Source organism: Vibrio bivalvicida, assembly GCF_001399455.2.
Lineage (GTDB): Bacteria > Pseudomonadota > Gammaproteobacteria > Enterobacterales > Vibrionaceae > Vibrio > Vibrio bivalvicida.
In genome coordinates this window covers 165170-182371 of record NZ_LLEI02000021.1, presented here as the reverse complement: position 1 = coordinate 182371, position 17202 = coordinate 165170, and the positions used below count along the sequence as shown (strand labels likewise).

Genomic DNA, 17202 nt, shown 5'->3' with positions numbered 1-17202 from the left:
GGCGCTTTCAGCTATTTAGACCACCAGCCTAGACGCGCAACGGCGGTTGAACACCAGTAGAACTGCAAGTCACGATTATCGGTACCAATTCTTGCACTCGCGCCATTTGGACCATCAGTAACATTGTTTAACGCAGCCTTAAGCGTTGCAAGAGAATAGGTGATCGCCCCAACCCCATGCTGAGTACTCACATCCACTTTACTCTTCTCTACTTTGTCAAAGAATGGGTCATTAGTGCTATATAAAACGTTACCTTCCCCAACATAATAAGAGTGCGGAGTATATGTCGGGTGCCCTGTCGCATTAGTTACCGTTAGTACACCAGGTTTTAGGGTTTCGATACTATCTGGGTGAATAAGCTCCATCTTGGTGCGCAAGATTCGCCATAGGTCGACACTTTCTTTTGCACTTGGTGTTCTATCTTTACTCTCGATCGGAAAGCATCGAGTGAAAGCAAAGTCGTGACATATTCCATTAATAGGCATAGTTTTCTCTCCAGTTAATATTCGTTAACCATATATTTATAAAACGCACAGTACAATTTATAAATAACTGGTAAAACCAATAACTTGGATTACTCTAAGATCAAAAAAAGCACCTAACTCGGTGCCTTTTCTCTAAGTGAGAGGCTTAGCTCTTCATGGTTAACATACCTTGAGTGACGATAAAATCAATGATGGTATCGAGCCCTTTGCTTTCCTTTAGATTGGTGAACACAAAAGGTTTAGTTGGACGCATCCGCTGGGTATCTTGCTCCATCACTTCCAGTGACGCGCCAACGTAAGGAGCCAAATCGATCTTATTAATGATCAGCAGGTCTGAGCGAGTAATACCCGGGCCACCTTTACGCGGGATCTTTTCTCCTTCCGCTACGTCAATCACGTAGATGGTCAAATCCGCTAGCTCTGGGCTAAAAGTAGCACTGAGGTTGTCTCCACCGCTCTCGACAAACACCACATCGAGATTTTTATGGCGCTTTGCTAGTTCTTCAACCGCTGCTAAGTTCATTGAAGCATCTTCACGAATCGCAGTATGCGGGCAGCCGCCCGTTTCAACACCGATAATACGATCGGGCTCTAATGCTTCAGCACGAGTGAGGATTTTGGCATCTTCTTGGGTGTAAATATCATTGGTCACAACCGCGATATTGAGTTTATCTCTGATCGCTTTACACAGCACTTCAAGCAGCGCTGTTTTCCCCGAACCTACAGGACCACCAATACCGACGCGTAAAGGTTGTTTGTAACTTTCCATTGTTAATTCCTTCTAATTCTTTGCTTGCGACTTCGCTATGAGCGAAACAGCCGTGTGTACTGAGTTTCATGCAAACTGCTGGCGATAGAGATTGACGGAGTGAAGCTACCGATCATCCAATCTTCAATCAAAATGGCTCTATCTAGTGCTTTAGGAAATAACTCACTGAGTTGAATTAATGCACGTTGCCCGTCCGTTTGACCTAAAGGCACAAGTTTTACTCCCGCCATGATCAGATTCTCAGCCCAGCTCCATAAGTAACCTTGTTTGAGTTGTCGAATGTCGATACCCCAGTGTTGCGCGGCTACGCAAAGTCCGAGCAATTGATTCGGCTCAGTGTCGGCATAATCAAAGCTGACATGATAGATATCGAGCTGTTTGAGTAAGGTATACAGCGCTTGCCCGCGCTGTTTCTCTTCTGCTCTAAGCTCCTTGGTTTCTCGGCTGCTATAGAGCAACTCACTCAGCGCAACCAACTGTTGCTGGTTATTATTTCTCAGCGCTTGGTAGTAACGCTCAAGGATTGGCAGTTCGAGTGTTGCGACACTGTTCATCAACATGTTCTCTAACCAATCTTGCATAGAGGCGCGATCCGATACCCACTGCGCCTCAACCGCCCACTCCAGACCTTGCGAATAGGTAAAGCCGCCGATGGGCAGAGAGGGGCTTATCAGCTGAAACAGTCGATACAACACCAGATCGTTTGGCCTATTTTGATAAGACATAGGCTAAGGTTTACAGGATGACGAGGGCGCTAACTGACGCAACACCGACAGAGAGCCAAGGGCTTGAAAGCGCGCGACCAAACTGCAAGCCCAAAACCATGAGCGCTGCGGCGCTGATGGTCATACCCGCGGCAAATGATGAGATTGCACCTTGCGCTTCAACACCGTGCGCATAACCGTGGAAAAACACTAAACCAACACACAAGGTCAGCGCCAAGCGCAGCATATCTTTCGAAGCGTGGAAGGCTTGCCAGATTGCGCCGCTCACCACAAACAGCGAAGCCCCAATCGCAAGCTCGACGCCATTAAATCCACCAAACACCTGCCCAGCAGCAAGACCGACTAACAGTGAGGTGAGCGCACTGATCACTAACCCCACTTTACGTGCGGCTGACGTCTGTACACATGCGACTAAAATACCAAATGCGACCAACATAACCAGGTGATCGAAACCAGTTACTGGGTGAGTTAAGCCGGCTGAGAATGACCCAGTTTCGTGACCGGGATGCGCCATCACCGATGATGAGAGAAGAGCCAGAGACATGAATGCAGCGAATTGTTGTGGTTTTTTCATGAGAACTTCCTTGTTGTTATTGCTTTAATTTGTGTGTTATTAGTGATGATGCCCACCAGTGCGGCCACCATAAGCGCCACTTTCTGGTTCGAATGACGCGTCTTCTGTGGTGACTTTTGCACCCAAGCCTTCGACCATTTCATCCAACACATGATCGTGCTGGTAACGGACCCAGCCAAATTCCACTTGCAACGGTACATGCCGGTTGCCAAGGTGATAGGCCACGCGCGTCAGTAGATGCAGATCGCTGCAATAAACCGAGGAGACCTTTTCCGGCGCGGCTTTGATTTCGACGATCATGCCGCATTGGCTTTTGAGTTGCTCACCGCCACGTAAAATGTGTCCGCGCGGCAGAAACAAACCCGCTTCGCGACCATCATCTAGCTCAACTTTAAGTCGGCTCTTAATTCGGCTATCTATTGGCAAGCTCAGAAACGCATTCGGTTTAGTACAAATTTCTTTGCTGATTTCGGTAAGTTCGATCATCTCATCTCCTTATCAGTTCGTTTACTGGTTGGCTATTTTCGTTGCAGCGTTAAAACAAGAAGTACTTTTGCGCCATGGGTAACACGTCAGCAGGCTCACACACCAACAGCTCACCATCAGCGCGAACTTGATAGGTCTGAGAGTCCACTTCGATGTTCGGCTGCCAGTCATTAAGCTTCATGTCGGCTTTGCTGATATCGCGGCAATGGCTGACAACCCCGATTTGGCTGCCCAGACCAAGCTCACTCGCGATGCCTGCTTGATCCGCCGCTTGGGAGACAAACAACATGGAGGTGTTTTTCGATGCCTTGCCGTAGCTACCAAACATGCTGCGATAATGGACAGGCTGAGGTGTTGGTATCGAAGCATTAGGATCGCCCATCGGCGCCATGGCAATCATGCCCCCTTTAAGAATCACGCTCGGCTTAACGCCAAAGAAAGCGGGCTTCCACAACACAAGATCGGCAAGCTTACCCACTTCAATTGAACCGACTTCATGCGCCATACCGTGAGTAATCGCTGGGTTAATGGTGTACTTAGCGATATAGCGTTTGAGTCGAAAGTTATCGCTGTAGGATGAGTCTTCTTTCAAGCTGCCGCGCTGTACTTTCATCTTGTGCGCCGTTTGCCAAGTGCGAGTGATTACTTCGCCCACACGCCCCATAGCCTGTGAGTCTGATGCAATCATCGAGAAGGCGCCGAGATCGTGCAGAATGTCTTCCGCGGCGATGGTTTCGCGGCGAATTCGAGATTCAGCAAATGCCACATCTTCGGCAATAGAAGGCGACAAATGGTGGCACACCATCAACATATCGAGGTGCTCATCAACCGTATTAACCGTGTAAGGACGAGTTGGATTTGTCGACGATGGCAGAACATTGGATTCACCCGCAGCTCGAATAATATCCGGTGCGTGACCACCACCCGCTCCTTCCGTGTGATAGGTATGAATCACGCGATCGCCAATCGCACCTAAGGTCGATTCAACAAACCCTGATTCATTCAGCGTATCGGTATGAATCGCGACTTGAACATCCATCTCATCAGCCACCGACAAACAGGTATCAATCGATGCTGGCGTCGTGCCCCAATCTTCATGCAGCTTCAATCCTACCGCACCCGCCGCAACCTGCTCTGTTAGTGCCTCTGGCTGGCTAGCATTGCCTTTACCGAGTAGACCAAAGTTCATTGGAAACTCATCCAGTGCTTCAAGCATACGGTGCATATTCCACGGGCCGGGAGTACAAGTTGTCGCGTTGGTTCCTGTGTTGGGGCCGGTACCTCCACCGATCATAGTGGTGACGCCTGAAGCCAGTGCTTCTTCGATTTGCTGGGGACAAATAAAGTGAATGTGCGAATCTATGCCACCCGCAGTTAAGATTGAGCCTTCCCCAGCGAGAACTTCTGTCCCTGGGCCAATCACTATTGTCACTTCTGGCTGCACATCAGGGTTGCCGGCTTTGCCTATCGCTTGAATACGCCCATTTTTAACCGCCACGTCTGCCTTAACGATACCCCAGTAATCCAATACCACTGCGTTGGTGATGACCAGATCTGGCGTTTCAGCGCTTGGTCGTTGACTTTGCCCCATGCCATCACGAATCACTTTACCGCCGCCGAATTTAACTTCGTCGCCGTAAACAGTGAAATCCTTTTCCACTTCAAGCCACAGCTCGGTGTCTGCGAGTCGCACGCGATCGCCCACTGTTGGCCCAAACATTTCGGCATATGCCTGACGAGAAATGTTTGCCATTACCTATCCTTGTCTTAATTTTTTATTGGGCGAGTTTGCCCATGACCTTACCTTGGAATCCGTATATCTCTCGCTTACCTGCAAACTCAACCAACTCAACCGTGCGAGACTGGCCAGGTTCAAAGCGTGTCGCAGTCCCAGCAGGGATATTGAGACGGAACCCATTGCACGCTTCGCGCTCAAAGCGAAGTGAATCGTTGACCTCAAAAAAGTGATAATGCGAGCCGATTTGTACTGGTCGATCGCCGATATTTTCCACTTTGACCTTGATGGTCGCGCGGCCAACATTGAGTTCAATCTCACCGGGGGCGGATTCAATTTGACCGGGAATGAAACCAGAATATTGACTTGTTGATGCTGACATATGATCTCCTAGACGATTGGCTCATGAACGGTGACCAATTTGGTCCCATCAGGAAAGGTGGCTTCGACTTGTACATCAGGAATCATGGAAGGTACGCCCTCCATAACGTCATCAACAGTAAGAAGTGTTCGTCCAAAGTCCATAAGCTCAGACACCGTTTTGCCTTCGCGAGCACCTTCAAGAATGGCACTACTGATAAACGCTACAGACTCTGGATAGTTAAGCTTTAACCCTCGCTCTTTTCGTTGCTGCGCTAGCATGCCAGCGCAGAAGATCAACAGTTTGTCTTTTTCTCTCGGTGATAATTCCATTGGTTTCCTTGCCATTCCCTTAACATGATGGAGAAGGCGCAAAGAGAAACATGGAGTTAGGTTGCCCAAATCCTTGGGGGCTGAGGAGTTTCACCTGTCCAGTATTGACGCGCTTGCTGCCAAACCTGTTGAAAGCTCTCCAAGATCACCTCACTCCATCGACCCAGTGCTCTAACGACGACCATTTGTTCTATCTGCGTCGCAGCAATCACTAAGTCCTCTGTGCCGACTTCTTGCTGTATGTTAGAGAGCAAGCTCTGTACCAGTTGAAAAAATTCCTCATTTTCGACAGAAATATACAGCGTCCCTGCGAGAGAGAAATTGAGCAAGCCCTTTTCAATCATGGACTTATCACCGCCAAAAATATTTAACCCCTCGGTCAGAATTTTCCTTCCATCGCGGTAAACCTCTGTTTTCCCGACTAAATGCCCGGACAGAAATCCCTCATTTAGTGCAGGGCGTCCAAAACAGTGCATTTCCCAGCCCAAAAATCGGGCATCACGATCAAGGTGTATTTCAGTATCAAGGCGAGCATGAGCGTCAGGAAAGAAGATGTTTTCCTGCGGTAACCACTCGAGTAAGCCACCACGTTCGACATGCAATATTTGTTTCTGATGAGCGTAACGTTTTTCAGAGCGATAAAACTTAGTCGCCCCCGGTGTGGTGACTAGGGCATGAGCCCCTTGTTCAACGCGAGTACTTATTTGCAAAGTGTCGCCACCGACCACACCACCGGGTGGATGCAACAAATAGGTGTGGCATGTTTTTCCTTCCGGATACAAAGGGCGTTGAATCGCTAAAGGCCCTTTCTGTTGACGCTCTTTGATGACGGTTTTATCCCCTCTGTCTTTAAACAAAAGCGATAACATGGCCTTCCAGCCTTTCTCTACATCAGACTCGATGTTCTTTTTAAGCGTTTGATTATTATCACCTAAATCAAACGCAACGGCAGGTTCACAAATCATACGGTGAGATACTCCTTTATCAATCTATCATCCAGCTCTTCCATGTCCCCTTGGGCGACAGTACGGCCTCTATCCAAGATGCAAAACTGATCGCCGACCTTACGGGCGAACGGCAGTTTTTGCTCAACCAGTAAAACCGTAAGTCCAAATTCCTCATTCAACATGCGAATAATATCGCCGATTTCTTGCACAATATTGGGCTGAATACCTTCCGTCGGTTCATCCAAAATCAGCAAGCTAGGGTTGATCACCAGTGCCCGACCTATGGCCAATTGTTGCTGCTGTCCTCCCGATAAATCGCCCCCTCTGCGATGTAACATTTCTTTTAACACAGGGAATAGCTCGAAGATAAATTCAGGGATGTGACGGTCTCCTCTTGCTCGGATAGGTAAACCTACTTGCAAGTTTTCTTCCACACTTAACATTGGAAAGATTTGACGGCCTTGAGGCACATAGCCAATCCCCATTCTGGGACGAGCTTCGGCTTCTTTTTTGATGATAGAGTTACCTTCAAGGGCAATGTCGCCACTTTCAGTTTTGACGAGCCCCATAATGCATTGCAATAAAGTGGTCTTGCCCACGCCATTACGCCCCATTAACACAGTACATTTTCCTTTGGGGATCTCCATCTCCAAATCCCAAAGCGTGTGGCTCTCACCGTAAAACTGGTTCAATCCAGAAATTGATAGCATGTTACTCCCCCAAATAAACCTGTTTAACTTGCTGGTGCGCTTGAACCTCATCCATGGTGCCTTCTGCCAGCACATGCCCTTGATGAAGTACAGTGACATGGCTCGCGATAGAGCGGACAAAGTCCATATCATGCTCAACCACCACCACAGAATGTTTACCGGTTAATGAGTTAAGTAGCTCTGATGTACGATCCATCTCTTGGTGGGTCATGCCAGCCACAGGCTCATCAATAAGCAGCAGCTTAGGGTTTTGCATCAACAACATTCCTATCTCTAACCACTGCTTTTGGCCGTGAGAAAGGTTGCCTGCCAGCAGCGTTTGATGGTCATGCAGGTGAATTAAGCTCAGTACCGACTCGAGCTTGTCTTTTTGCTCTCCTGTCATCTTTGCTACATACGAACCCCACACAGAGCGCACGCCGGACATGGCCAGTTCGAGGTTTTCCCACACAGTTAAGCATTCGATCACCGTCGGCTTTTGAAACTTACGGCCAATTCCCGCATTAGCGATCTGTGCTTCATTCATATTGAGCAAGTTGAGGTTCGAGCCTAGCCAAACCTCGCCAGTATCCGGTTTCGTCTTACCCGTGATGATGTCCATCATGGTGGTCTTCCCAGCTCCATTTGGGCCAATAATGCATCTGAGCTCTCCTTCACGGATGTACAGATTGAGATCATTAATCGCTTTAAAACCATCAAAGGTTTTGTTCACCCCTTCCACATAGAGCAAGATGTTGTGTCTGGTATCAATCAGTGGATGGACGTCCGGCTTAAGAAACGAGAACACTTGATCTCGACGCGTAACTTCAGCGAGTGATTGCTTAAATTGCTCGGTGCGCTTTAACTCAGTCATACAAAGGCCTCCTTACTTTTCTCTTCGTCAGTGTTCAACTCAGCGGCGTTATGCCCGCGGTTTCGATTGACGACTAAATGCCACTTATCACTGACAAAGCCGATTAAGCCTTTCGGGAAGTAGAGCGTTGAGAGTACGAACAAGCCTCCGAGGGCAAACAGCCACACTTCTGGAAACTCCACCGTGAACCAGCTTTTGGCATAGTTGATCACCAAGGCGCCAACAATCGCACCAAACAAGGTCGCACGACCGCCAAGGGCAACCCAAACTACCACCTCTATCGAATTGAGCGGCGCAAATTCACCTGGATTAATAATGCCAACTTGCGGCACATACAGTGCCCCAGCTATCCCTGCGATCACCGCAGAAAGAACAAACACCCACAGTTTGATACCATCGACGTCGTAACCCATAAAGCGAGTGCGCGATTCTGAGTCACGAATCGCAACCGACACTCGGCCAAGACGGCTCGCTACGACGCTGCGACAGACCAAATAGCTGCCAATAAGAGCAATGCCAGTCGCAATAAACAATGCGATTCGAGTACTGTCTTGCTGCAAGCTAAAGCCCAGAATGTCTTTAAAATCGGTTAGGCCATTGTTGCCGCCAAAGCCCATTTCATTGCGGAAAAACGCCAACATCAGCGCGTAGGTGAGGGCTTGGGTAATGATAGAAAGATAGACCCCTGATACTCGAGAGCGAAACGCCAAATAGCCGAACACATAGGCCATTACGCCAGGTACCAACACCACCATCAGAGCCGCAAACCAGAATTGGTCGAAGCCATGCCAAAACCAAGGCAGTTCTTGCCAGTTTAGGAACACCATAAAGTCAGGCAGGATGGGATTACCATAGACACCGCGATCGCCGATCTGGCGCATTAAATACATCCCCATCGCGTAGCCACCAAGCGCAAAAAATGCGCCATGGCCTAAACTGAGAATACCCAAATAGCCCCATACCAGATCGACGGCGAGCGCCAACATCGCATAGCTAAGGTATTTACCCAGTAATGAAATAGTAAAGGTTTCGACGTGAAGCGGGTGCGAAGCAGGCAACATCATATTCGCCAGCGGAATGAAGATCACTGCTGCCAAGATGGCCAATATTGTCATCTGACCGCCCTTATCGCCTTGCAGTGCAGAAAGGACAAAAGAGCGAAGGGGTTTCGTATGTGTTTGATTGGTCATAGCGCCTCCTTAACTCTCAGCCGCGCGACCACGCTGAGGGAACAATCCTCTTGGTCGCTTCTGAATGAACAAGATGATAAACACCAGCACCAAAATTTTAGCCAGCACCGCTCCGGCCCATGGCTCCAAGATCTTGTTAAACAATCCCAAGCCTAAACCGGCGACCAGCGTTCCCCAAAGGTTACCTACGCCACCAAACACCACCACCATAAAGGAGTCGATAATGTAGGCTTGGCCCATATTTGGCCCAACGTTGGTCAGTTGAGACAGAGCGACACCTGCCACACCTGCCACACCCGCACCTAAACCAAACGTCATTGCATCGACACGCTCAGAACGAATCCCCATTGCTCTTGCCATCGGGCGGTTTTGCGAAACGGCGCGAACCTGCAATCCTAGTGGTGTTTTCTTCAAGATCATCACTAAGGCCATAAACACCATGGCACAGAACAAGATGATGTAGAGACGGTTGTATGTCAGCGACAGTATGGGGTTAATTTCGAGCGCACCCGCCATCCAATCTGGCGTACTGACCGAACGATTTAACGGAGAGAAGATAGAGCGAACTGCCTGCTGGAGAATCAAACTGATACCAAAGGTTGCCAGTAGCGTTTCGAGAGGTCGTCCATACAAGTGACGAATCACGCTGCGTTCAATCAAGATACCAACCAAGCCTGACACCACGAATGCCATTGGAATCGACAAAATCAACGCAACTCCAGTGTGAGCAGGGAGAAGTTGCTGCATCACATAGGTGGTATAAGCCCCTAACATAATCAGCTCACCATGCGCCATGTTTATCACACCCATGACCCCAAAGGTAATCGCTAGACCGATTCCCGCCAGCACCAGTACAGAGCCAAGGCTTAGTCCAAAAAACAGCGTCTCGACACCTGTGTAGAGTCGTTGGCTTTGTTGGTAATCTTGTAAACCACGCTCTGCTGCCGCAATGAGTTGTGGATCGGTCTCTTGCGCCAAAATCGTGTTAAGGGTTTTAAGTACAATGGGTTGATTGGATTGAGAGATAGACTCGACAGCGTCAATACGATTGGAAGCCTCCGGATCAAGCGCCGTATCAATCGCAATGGCAAACGCCAACATAGAAACGATCTCTGCGTTGGTTTCACTTTGTTGTAATGCCGCAAGCTTATCTATTACTTCAGGGTTTCCCGTTAGGGTTTTGACTGACTGCTTGCGAACATCTAGATCCTTGCTGTTTAAGCCCAGTGAAGCGATTTCAACTCGAAGATAAACACGAAGCTTGTTGTTTACTTTTATTTTTTTAAACCTGCGCTTGTTTTCAATAATCACAGAATCGTTATTCCATGCCTGCCTCGCCTCTGCCCCTGTTTGAGCGCTCTCGATAATAAATAGCTGTTGATGCTGAGCGTGTTTGTGATCTTTAAGGTAATAGAGCTGTCCATTCAGCCACGCCTCTAAAATGGGCTTGGCTGTGTCATGAGAATAGTTTGAGGCAAGCCAGCTAGCCGCTTGCTGTTTTTCGTGTGTGTTCTTTCCAGTCAACGTCTGGAAAAAAGAGTCTTGAGTCAGTGGCTTAACGTTCTCGGCCGACGCTGTCGTTAATCCAATAAGCACAGAAACGAGCACACAGAGCATCCGTAATACGGTCGTCATGATATGCATCCTTGCGTTAGAATTTATGGCAAAAAAAATGCGCTGCGTTACCACATGCAGCGCCTAACTTTTCAGGTAATTTAATCGGGGTGTTAAGTCTTAATTTGTCCCTGAACACTTGTTGGTTTCAACGTTAAACGCACCACAAGAAAACGGCTTCGACCAGCTAGAGAAGAGTTTCGCCGACTCAGGAAGATACTCTGACCAAGCATCACCTGCTACGAGGCCCGTCGTTTCCCAAACGATATCGAACTGACCATCATCTTGGATTTCACCGATTAACACAGGCTTAGTGATATGGTGGTTAGGCAGCATAGTTGAGTAACCGCCAGACAAGTTTGGTACAGACACGCCAATCAAGGCATCTTGCACGGCTTCAGGATCCGTCGTACCTGCATTGGTTACCGCTTGCGCCCACATGTTAAAACCGATGTAGTGCGCTTCCATAGGATCGTTAGTCACACGCTTTTCGCTGGCGATAAATTTCTGCCACGTTTCGACGAACTCATCGTTCTTCTCCGTATCGACGCTCATGAAGTAGTTCCATGCCGCTAAGTGGCCGACAAGCGGAGAGGTGTCCATGCCAGACAGCTCTTCTTCGCCAACAGAGAAGGCCACAACTGGGATATCTTCTGAGGAGATACCTTGAGCGCCAAGCTCTTTATAGAAAGGAACGTTGGCATCGCCATTAATGGTCGAGACCACAGCGGTCTTTTTGCCTTCAGCGCCAAACTTCTTAATGTCAGACACGATCGACTGCCAGTCTGAATGACCAAATGGCGTGTAGTTGATCATGATGTCTTTTTCGCTCACCCCTTTACTCTTGAGGTAAGACTCTAAGATTTTATTGGTAGTACGTGGATACACATAGTCGGTACCGGCCAGTACCCAGCGCTCGACATCAAGTTCATTCATTAGGTAATCAACCGCGGGAATCGCTTGTTGGTTTGGCGCAGCGCCAGTGTAGAACACATTCTTCGACGACTCTTCACCTTCATACTGAACCGGGTAGAAAAGCAGGCTGTTGAGTTCTTCGAATACTGGCAACATGGATTTGCGCGATACGGATGTCCAGCCACCGAACACCACATCGACTTGCTCTTTTTCAATCAGCTCGCGAGCTTTTTCTGCAAACAACGGCCAGTTTGACGCAGGGTCGACCACTACCGCCTCAAGCTTTTTGCCTAGTAGACCACCTTTTTTGTTCTGCTCTTCCACCAGCATCAGAACGGTGTCTTTTAATGTGGTTTCACTGATCGCCATCGTACCGGATAGTGAATGCAAGACTCCGACTTTGATTGTATCAGCTGCGTTTACCACACCAGACATACATGCTAATGCGCTACCGAATGCTGCAAGCTTGAGTTTGAACTTCATGTTCATTGAATATCTCCTTATAGTGAATTGTTATTCAATTCTTTATGTCTAAGGAGATAAATCCAAAATCAATGCCAAATTAATCGAAGGGTAGTTTTTTTAATTAACATATTGATTATAAATAGCTTAGTTGTAAGCCCTGCAATTTTGGTGCAACTACGCGATTGAATCTCGCTGCATACTAGTGCAACTACAAATCCAGTTTCACCATTTTGGAGAGATGACTCGAATCAATGTCAGTATAGACAACATCCCAGTACGGCTAGCAAGCCGATGATTGGTAGGCAAAATGTACAGAAATTGACACCCTTCTATACATAGGTAAATAAAAAAGCCCCCAATAATGAGTTACCAATTATTGGGGGCTGCACGCCTAGCTTGCCTATTTGCTTAGATTATCTCACTCAGCTTAGCTTAGCTTATAGAAAACCGTCGATAATGGCGGTAATCGCAATTGAATAGATTGCTCTAAGCCCTCACTTTCGATCTCTTGCGTCACCACAGAACTCAATACTTCGAAATCACTGCCGTGATATTTAGCGTCATCAGTATTCAATAGCAATTGATAGGTCCCTTTATGTGGTACACCCAATAGAAACTCTTCATGTGGGACAGGTGTAAAGTTACTTACTACCAAAATACGCTCGCCACTGTCACTCAGACGTTCATGAGCGAGGATTGACGCTTGTGCTGCATCTTGTAAACGCCACTCAAAACCTCGCGGTTCACAATCCAGATCGTGCATTGCCTTTTCGCTACTGTAGAGCTTGTTCAGATCACGAGTTAAAGCCTGAACACCTTGGTGGCGTTCAAAGTCGAGTAGGAACCATTGCAACTGATCATCATGGTTCCATTCTCCTGTCTGTCCAAACTCTGCCCCCATAAAGTTGAGCTTCTTGCCTGGTTGCGCATACATGTAACCGAGATAAGCACGTAAATTTGCCGTTTGCTGCCACTCATCACCTGGCATCTTATTGTGGATTGAGCCCTTACCGTAAACGACCTCGTCATGAGATAGCGACAATACGTAGTTTTCACTATGAGCATATACGAGTGGAAAAGTGATCGTATTGTGATGATATTGACGATGAATAGGGTCTTCTTGGATATAAGAAAGCGAATCATGCATCCAACCCATATTCCATTTAAAGCCGAAGCCCAACCCCCCCATAAAGGTTGGTGCAGAAACACCTGGAAATGCCGTTGATTCTTCGGCAATTGTCATCGCATTCGGGAAGTATTTGTACACTTCCTCATTCATCCATTTTAGCGTTGCGATCGCATCATAGTTTTCGTTTCCGCCATCAACATTTGGAATCCATTGATCGTGGCTACGCGAATAATCGAGGTACAGCATTGAGGCAACTGCATCAACTCGAATACCATCAATATGAAACTGCTCAAACCAATACAGAGCATTCGAAACCATGAAGCGACGTACATGCTCACGGCCAAGATCGTAGATGTATGAGTTCCAATCTTGATGCCAGCCACGACGAGGGTCTGGGTCATGGAACAGAGGCGTACCATCAAAGTTCGCCAAGCCGTGGTCATCGGATGGGAAATGCGCAGGAACCCAATCGAGCACCACACCTAGACCGGCTTGGTGACACTGGTCTACAAAGTATTTAAAATCATCCGGCGTACCAAAACGGCTGGTTGGGGCGAATAAACCAACCGGCTGATATCCCCAAGAACCATAGAATGGGTGCTCTGATACAGGCATTAATTCTACATGCGTATAGCCCATATCGACTAGGTAAGGAATGAGCTGCTCTGCCAGTTCACGGTAGTTGAGAAAGTCACCATTAGCGCCGCGACGCCAAGAGCCAGCATGCAATTCATAAAAAGAGAGAGCTTCTTTGCGTTTTTCGGTGACAGGCCGGTTTTGCCATTTCTTATCTTGCCACTGGTAACGACTGTGATCGTAAGTTACAGAAGAGAAAGATGGGTACTGCTCGGCAAACGCTCCCCAAGGGTCAGCTTTATGTGGTAAACCCTCACCATTAGGTCCTTTCAGCTCAAATTTATACTTAGTACCTTCAGGTAGGTTAGGAATAAAGATCCCCCAGATACCATAATCTAAGCGTTGCATTGGCGTGCGGCGTCCATCCCATTGGTTAAATTCACCGACCAAGCTACATGCAGACGCATGGGGTGCATAAACCAAGAAACGGATACCAGAGATTTGCTTACCACCGCGTTCCAACGTCATAAACTGGGCACCCATGTGCTTGTACATCTCTTTTGGCGTATGCAGATCGTCGTATTCCGCATAGATATTGTGGTACTGATAAGGGTCATCGACTAGCTGCTCAGTTCCGTTCCAATCTACGGCTAGCAGATAGTGCGTTAAATGCAGGTTTTGCGCCTGCTTAAGGATAAAGCCTGAAGCATCTTCACGTTCGAGTTCTACACGCTCGTCATTGATCACTATCTCAATTTTATCAGCACCCGGCATCCATACACGCAGTGCTCCATGCTCTGGATTAATAAATGGGCCGATAAAAGAAAATGGGTCAGCAAACGTCGCGTGTGAAAGTCGGTTATATATCTTTGTTGCCTTACCTAACGTTGGTGTTTTCAAGTTACTTCTCTCCCTAACCTAACTTTCAAAAACCGAATAAATTCGGTTGTATTATTTACGGGCCATATGACCCAAAAAGCCCGCTATGCAGCGGGCTTAATTAGCGTTATGGCAGTTTACCGAATTCAAGCTTTACATAGAGTGATGTAACTTAAAATTTTCTAAGTACACCCTGCAACTTGACGACTATTTGCTTACTTTCGCTCGAACTTCGGTGAGCTTGTGAGCAATACGATTAACTCCTTCATGCGCAAACACTTCGTCGAGATTCATCGACAGCTTACGGCGCCAGTTAGGATATTCATCTACCGTGCCCGGAATGTTAACTGGTTTGTCCATTTCTAACCAATCTTCAAGCTGAACACTCAGTAACGTCGAAGAACCCGCTGCGACATGCAGTTGCAGCGCTTCTGCTAAGTGGGAGTCCATCGGTACATATTGTGCGTCGCGGCCAACACCTTCTGGCAAATAACCATGCCATGCGACAGAATCAAGGATACCCTGTTTACATTCAAGACGATCAGCAAACAAACCCTTTAGCTGCTCGGCGTCTGGGTATAGACCCAGCTCTTCACCCATTTTGAGGTCATCACAATGCCAGAAACCACGTAAAGTAGGCATATCGTGGGTACACAAGGCAGACATAGATTGCTCTGCGTAGTGTGCAGGAGAAATAAAGCCACCGTCATCTTCAGACGTTTCGAAGAAGAATACCTTGTAAGAGTGTACACCCGCATCACGAAGAATCTCTACGATTTCGTCAGGAACCGTACCTAAATCTTCACCAATCACAGAACACTGATGGCGGTGAGATTCTAGAGCTAGGATAGCTAGCATATCTTCAACTGGGTAATAGATGTACGCACCTTTAGTTGCGTTTTCACCTTTTGGAATCCACCACAGGCGTAGTAGACCTAATACGTGGTCTATACGTAATGCACCACAATGCTTCATATTTGCACGTAGTAGATTGATGTAAGCATCGTAGCCCGTCGCTTGCAGCACTTGTGGGTTTAGCGGAGGTAACCCCCAGTTTTGACCTAATGGGCCAAGAACATCTGGTGGCGCACCGATGCTTGCATCCATGATCAGGTTGCCTTCATCTGCCCACGTTTCAGAACCAGAATCTGCTACACCAACAGCCAGGTCACGGTAAAGTCCTACTGACATGCCTTTCTCTTCAGCCAGTGCCTGTGCTTCTTTGACCTGTGAATCTGCAATCCACTGAAGATACATGTAAAGGTGCACTTGATCTTGGTTCTTCTCGATAAAGCTTTGTACTGCACTGTTGTCAAATTTACGTAACTCTTCAGGGAAGACAGGCCAGCCCCAAACGTTGGAATCTTCGGCATGGAGTGTGGCATGAAGTGCATCGAACGCCGCTTGATGCACTAGGCTATCACCGCCCTCTTCCACAAAAGCTAGGAAAGCTTGCGCACGCTCAGAATTTTTATCTAAATGACGCTTTTTAAATTCAGTAAATAGCTGAGGAAGCACACTCATCTTTAAGCTAGACACTTCTGTGTAATTTACCCAGTGAGATTCACGTGCTTTTTGTAAGCGTTGCTGGAACTCCGCACTGCCCACTTTTTGCTGCGCTTCGATGCTCAATGCAAACTCAGGGACAGAACTTACATCAATGTACATGATGTTTAACCAACGACGCGATGATGGGCTATATGGGCTCGCACCTTCAGGGTTGGCAGGAAATAGTGAGTGAATTGGGTTTAGACCAACAAAATCACCACCGCGTGATGCGATGTCTGCGACAAGCTGTTTTAGGTCACCAAAGTCACCAATGCCCCAGTTGTGTTGGGTACGAAGGGTATAGAGCTGCACACTCGGGCCCCACATTTTCTTACCGTTTAAGATACCGTCTTGTTTGAAACACGCTTTTGGTGTCACGATTAGAGTCATCTCATACGGGGCTTTACGACGCTTACGAGTGACTGTCAGCTTGTGGTAACCCCAAGCAATGTCTCTCGGTAATGCAAACACTAAAGGGCCACCCTCTTTGCGCTCATCGCGAACGATTTGCGACTGAAGATAGCCTTCAAGTACCTCTCCCTGCTCAGTGTCTAAGCGCCAGCTAAACTCACTTTCGCGAGCACTAGAGCCTAAATTAAGGGCTACTTCAACAGGTTCACCATCGCGAACCACCAGCACTGGGTCAAGCACATCTTTCTTATGCTTTTTTTCTGCTGATTTCAGAAGAGTCTCATCATTTGTCGTGTCATAGCCTAAAGACGCAAGTAAGTGACGAATGGTTTCGTCTTCAACTTTAGCTTCATCTCCCCACGCGCTAACGTAGCTGTCGGCAATTCTCGCCATTTCAGCGACTTGTTTTAATGCGTTATCTTGTTTCATCGCTCTCTCCGAAGGACTGCTAATACCTTCAAAATTTGTAGGGTTATTATAAAAAGAGTAGAGCCAAGG

The 17202-nt window shown here is 47.6% G+C and carries 16 protein-coding genes; all 16 read right to left on the bottom strand.

The annotated features are described in order from the left end of the window. Positions 1–11: 11 nt before the first annotated feature. The 16 genes from APB76_RS06115 to malQ all read right to left on the bottom strand — a co-directional run bounded on the left by APB76_RS06115 (position 12) and on the right by malQ (position 17133). Positions 12–485: a hypothetical protein gene (locus APB76_RS06115; RefSeq protein WP_054961108.1), complete on the bottom strand. Its 474-nt coding sequence runs from the start codon at positions 483–485 to the stop codon at positions 12–14. 145 nt (positions 486–630) lie between these two features. Beyond that, the gene (gene ureG, locus APB76_RS06110; RefSeq protein ID WP_054961109.1) at positions 631–1254 is read right to left on the bottom strand and encodes an urease accessory protein UreG; all 624 of its coding nucleotides are present in this window, start codon (positions 1252–1254) and stop codon (positions 631–633) included. Positions 1255–1289: 35 nt separating this feature from the next. Further along, positions 1290–1979: an urease accessory protein UreF gene (locus tag APB76_RS06105; protein ID WP_054961110.1), complete on the bottom strand. Its 690-nt coding sequence runs from the start codon at positions 1977–1979 to the stop codon at positions 1290–1292. Between the two features lie 10 nt (positions 1980–1989). After that, a complete protein-coding gene (locus APB76_RS06100; RefSeq protein ID WP_054961111.1) occupies positions 1990–2553 on the bottom strand; it encodes a HupE/UreJ family protein in 564 nt (187 codons plus the stop codon). A gap of 39 nt (positions 2554–2592) precedes the next feature. Further along, positions 2593–3039 (bottom strand): urease accessory protein UreE, encoded by a 447-nt coding sequence (gene ureE / locus APB76_RS06095; protein ID WP_054961112.1) that lies wholly within the window; start codon positions 3037–3039, stop codon positions 2593–2595. 49 nt (positions 3040–3088) lie between these two features. After that, on the bottom strand, positions 3089–4792 hold the full coding sequence (ureC, locus tag APB76_RS06090) for an urease subunit alpha (protein WP_054961113.1): 1704 nt from the start codon (positions 4790–4792) through the stop codon (positions 3089–3091). Between the two features lie 22 nt (positions 4793–4814). Next, entirely contained in the window at positions 4815–5156 is a 342-nt protein-coding gene (locus tag APB76_RS06085) for an urease subunit beta (RefSeq protein ID WP_054961114.1), read from the bottom strand. 8 nt (positions 5157–5164) lie between these two features. Then, positions 5165–5467: an urease subunit gamma gene (gene ureA, locus APB76_RS06080; RefSeq protein ID WP_008079177.1), complete on the bottom strand. Its 303-nt coding sequence runs from the start codon at positions 5465–5467 to the stop codon at positions 5165–5167. Between the two features lie 56 nt (positions 5468–5523). Next, positions 5524–6432 carry an urease accessory protein UreD gene (locus APB76_RS06075; protein ID WP_054961115.1) on the bottom strand — a complete coding sequence of 303 codons (909 nt, stop codon included), beginning with the start codon at positions 6430–6432 and terminating at the stop codon, positions 5524–5526. Further along, positions 6429–7124, bottom strand: a complete 696-nt coding sequence (gene urtE / locus APB76_RS06070) for an urea ABC transporter ATP-binding subunit UrtE (RefSeq protein WP_054961116.1) — start codon at positions 7122–7124, stop codon at positions 6429–6431. The genes APB76_RS06075 and urtE overlap by 4 nt, the downstream gene beginning before the upstream one ends. Before the next feature lies 1 nt (position 7125). After that, on the bottom strand, positions 7126–7977 hold the full coding sequence (gene urtD / locus APB76_RS06065; protein ID WP_054961117.1) for an urea ABC transporter ATP-binding protein UrtD: 852 nt from the start codon (positions 7975–7977) through the stop codon (positions 7126–7128). Then, positions 7974–9167, bottom strand: coding sequence for an urea ABC transporter permease subunit UrtC (gene urtC / locus APB76_RS06060; RefSeq protein ID WP_054961118.1), 1194 nt, complete (start codon positions 9165–9167; stop codon positions 7974–7976). Before urtC ends, urtD begins: the two co-directional genes overlap by 4 nt. 9 nt (positions 9168–9176) lie before the next feature. Further along, a complete protein-coding gene (gene urtB / locus APB76_RS06055; protein WP_054961119.1) occupies positions 9177–10802 on the bottom strand; it encodes an urea ABC transporter permease subunit UrtB in 1626 nt (541 codons plus the stop codon). A 99-nt stretch (positions 10803–10901) separates the two neighbouring features. Next, positions 10902–12185: an urea ABC transporter substrate-binding protein gene (gene urtA, locus APB76_RS06050; protein ID WP_054961120.1), complete on the bottom strand. Its 1284-nt coding sequence runs from the start codon at positions 12183–12185 to the stop codon at positions 10902–10904. Positions 12186–12588: 403 nt separating this feature from the next. Beyond that, entirely contained in the window at positions 12589–14766 is a 2178-nt protein-coding gene (gene glgB, locus APB76_RS06045) for a 1,4-alpha-glucan branching protein GlgB (protein ID WP_054961121.1), read from the bottom strand. 186 nt (positions 14767–14952) lie between these two features. After that, positions 14953–17133, bottom strand: a complete 2181-nt coding sequence (gene malQ, locus APB76_RS06040; protein WP_054961122.1) for a 4-alpha-glucanotransferase — start codon at positions 17131–17133, stop codon at positions 14953–14955. Positions 17134–17202: the final 69 nt, after the last annotated feature.

Excerpts from the sequence above, each read along its gene's own strand:
- APB76_RS06100 (WP_054961111.1), bottom strand. The coding sequence starts at position 2,553 with ATGAAAAAACCACAACAATTCGCTGCATTCATGTCTCTGGCTCTTCTC.
- urtC (WP_054961118.1), bottom strand. The coding sequence starts at position 9,167 with ATGACCAATCAAACACATACGAAACCCCTTCGCTCTTTTGTCCTTTCT.
- APB76_RS06115 (WP_054961108.1), bottom strand. The coding sequence starts at position 485 with ATGCCTATTAATGGAATATGTCACGACTTTGCTTTCACTCGATGCTTT.
- ureG (WP_054961109.1), bottom strand. The coding sequence starts at position 1,254 with ATGGAAAGTTACAAACAACCTTTACGCGTCGGTATTGGTGGTCCTGTA.
- urtB (WP_054961119.1), bottom strand. The coding sequence starts at position 10,802 with ATGACGACCGTATTACGGATGCTCTGTGTGCTCGTTTCTGTGCTTATT.
- ureE (WP_054961112.1), bottom strand. The coding sequence starts at position 3,039 with ATGATCGAACTTACCGAAATCAGCAAAGAAATTTGTACTAAACCGAAT.
- urtE (WP_054961116.1), bottom strand. The coding sequence starts at position 7,124 with ATGCTATCAATTTCTGGATTGAACCAGTTTTACGGTGAGAGCCACACG.
- APB76_RS06085 (WP_054961114.1), bottom strand. The coding sequence starts at position 5,156 with ATGTCAGCATCAACAAGTCAATATTCTGGTTTCATTCCCGGTCAAATT.
- ureA (WP_008079177.1), bottom strand. The coding sequence starts at position 5,467 with ATGGAATTATCACCGAGAGAAAAAGACAAACTGTTGATCTTCTGCGCT.
- ureC (WP_054961113.1), bottom strand. The coding sequence starts at position 4,792 with ATGGCAAACATTTCTCGTCAGGCATATGCCGAAATGTTTGGGCCAACA.
- urtA (WP_054961120.1), bottom strand. The coding sequence starts at position 12,185 with ATGAACATGAAGTTCAAACTCAAGCTTGCAGCATTCGGTAGCGCATTA.
- urtD (WP_054961117.1), bottom strand. The coding sequence starts at position 7,977 with ATGACTGAGTTAAAGCGCACCGAGCAATTTAAGCAATCACTCGCTGAA.
- APB76_RS06075 (WP_054961115.1), bottom strand. The coding sequence starts at position 6,432 with ATGATTTGTGAACCTGCCGTTGCGTTTGATTTAGGTGATAATAATCAA.
- APB76_RS06105 (WP_054961110.1), bottom strand. The coding sequence starts at position 1,979 with ATGTCTTATCAAAATAGGCCAAACGATCTGGTGTTGTATCGACTGTTT.
- malQ (WP_054961122.1), bottom strand. The coding sequence starts at position 17,133 with ATGAAACAAGATAACGCATTAAAACAAGTCGCTGAAATGGCGAGAATT.